Source organism: Alkalitalea saponilacus (assembly GCF_900168165.1).
Taxonomy (GTDB): domain Bacteria; phylum Bacteroidota; class Bacteroidia; order Bacteroidales; family Marinilabiliaceae; genus Natronoflexus; species Natronoflexus saponilacus.
This window is the reverse complement of sequence record NZ_FUYV01000063.1, coordinates 1-2,056: the sequence shown is the minus strand read 5'-3', so window position 1 is coordinate 2,056 and position 2,056 is coordinate 1. Positions and strand designations below refer to the sequence as shown.

The 2,056-nt window shown below is 32.1% G+C and carries 3 protein-coding genes; all 3 read right to left on the bottom strand.

Going from position 1 to position 2,056, the window contains the following annotated elements; all coding sequences use genetic code 11:
• On the bottom strand, positions 1 to 374 hold a 374-nt coding region (locus B5X70_RS17570), incomplete at its 3' end, for a KilA-N domain-containing protein (protein ID WP_143255114.1).
• 221 nt (positions 375 to 595) lie between these two features.
• The gene (locus tag B5X70_RS17565; protein WP_143255113.1) at positions 596 to 997 is read right to left on the bottom strand and encodes a hypothetical protein; all 402 of its coding nucleotides are present in this window, start codon (positions 995 to 997) and stop codon (positions 596 to 598) included.
• Between the two features lie 73 nt (positions 998 to 1,070).
• Positions 1,071 to 2,056: hypothetical protein (locus B5X70_RS17560; protein ID WP_234995097.1), on the bottom strand; the 986-nt coding region annotated here is incomplete at its 5' end.

Genomic DNA, 2,056 nt, shown 5'->3' with positions numbered 1-2,056 from the left:
AACATTGGACTAATCCAAGAGCCAAACTCAAATGCTAAATCTTTATGAGCATAAGTCCCTCCATATCTGCCTGATTTGGAAATTAGTCCTATTGCATTAGTTGCCTCAATCCATTTTTTCGGTGTTAAATTGAAACTGTTTAATCCAGCTTGTTTTCTAAAGGTGTCGAATTCGACATGTTTAAAATTCGGGTTATTCAAAGTCTCCCATAAGCCAATGAATTCTACAGTATTACGATTTCGCATCCAATTCCGAATATGGTCTGTACCCTCTTCGTCTCTTACCATATCAGTCAGGCAGATGTAGTCTTGCTCGTTTTGTTTAACTATAGAAATGAGCTTGTTTTCAACTTCTATCTGAGATTTACTTGTCATATTGTCTAATCAAGTTACAACTTCTACAAATATACAATTCAATTTCAAATTAAAAGGTTGGTTCTTTGGCTCTTTCAATGAACGGCAACGGTCACATATATGAAATGTTGGGGCTGCGGTGTGCGTCTTTGTCTGCCGTTACAAAAGTTGGTGCGGGGCAGAAAGGTTCGTATAAACACCTAAACCCCAATATTTTATATATGATGTTAGCAAAATGTTGTTCATTGTTCTCTTGGGATATATCCATTTTTTTTCAATTCAGGTATGATAAAACCTTCGTAAAAATCAATTACTTCCCTTGATTTTTCAAAATCAGAAGAAGATATATTTACTCTTATTATTACAGTAGCTTTATTATCACCTCCCCCTGCACTCCAAAATTTAGTGTAGCCGATATTGATATTATTAATAGAGTTTTTATCAAAGTCTTTAAATTTTTCAGTAATTTCTTTCTTTATATCATTGTGATTTAAACCTTCAACAATCTCTCTTACATTTTTCAATACAATATCCATGCTGTCTTTCGTTGTTTCAAGCTGTATAGAACCACTTGAAGACATATTAAAATAGCAACTTGAAAAACTAATTAAAGCCGTTCCTAATAAAAAGATTATTCGTTTCATGTTTATTAAATTTTTACTAATTCATTATTGTTCTCGATTTATATTTTTGCTAACGGTTCTGGTATAGCAAAAGTTATTCACTTACTTCATAAATTCCTAAATCATTATTCCATACGAGTTTATCTTGATTGGTAGTCCAAAAATTCAGCCACCATTTTGCATCCTTTGTTTCGTTAATTTCTTCATATCCAAACAATATTCTTAAATATGCAAAAGTATATGTGTCTGGATTACAGTAGCTAGCCGAAGAACCTTTTTCCTTTGGCATTTCATCTAAATTATATACATTTTTTAAACAGTTTTTTGTGATAGCGTCTTTAGTAGCATTGGCTTGCAAGGAAACGACTAAGGCTTCTACCGCAGTTAAGCTACTGATTTCTGGAATTTTTGCATTTGGATATTCGGTTGGCTTAAATTCTTCGATTGTTTTATTTGTTAAAAAGTCCAACCACTTGTTTTTTAGATTTTCTAGTTCTTCGTTGGTGGTATTTATATTCACATATCCAAAATTTTTATTGGTTAGATTTTGAAGAATTTGATTAGCTCGACCCCCAACTTTAAATAAATCATTATAAATTATCAAACCTTTTCCTTCAAATATTATATCTCCACTGATTATTCTATCCCAAATTATTAATCGACTGGTTCCCTTCAATTTGGTCTCTTCAATATTTGTAATTTGTTTTGCAAGCTCCTTTAAATAATCGGTATCCTCTTTGTAATTATTTATTGAAGCGTTCAAAGTCAAGAAAACGGAACTCCAGCTATTGTCTTTTGTGTTTTTTAAAAGAAGTTCTGAAGTTGTAAGTTTCTGCGCTTCATCATACATTTCTCTTGTATAATTTTCAATATTCTGCTGACTCCAAGAAGTTAATAGTTTTTGAGAATAAGAATTTTGACAAATAATAATTAAAAACAATAGGAGTGTCAATTTCTTCATCGTTGTTTTTTTATAATTTTTGCTAACGTTTGGCAATATGGCAAGAGGCGGAATGCGGGTGTCGTCATTATCTACCGTTACAAAACTTGATGCGGGGCAGTGCGGTTCAAAAAAACAGA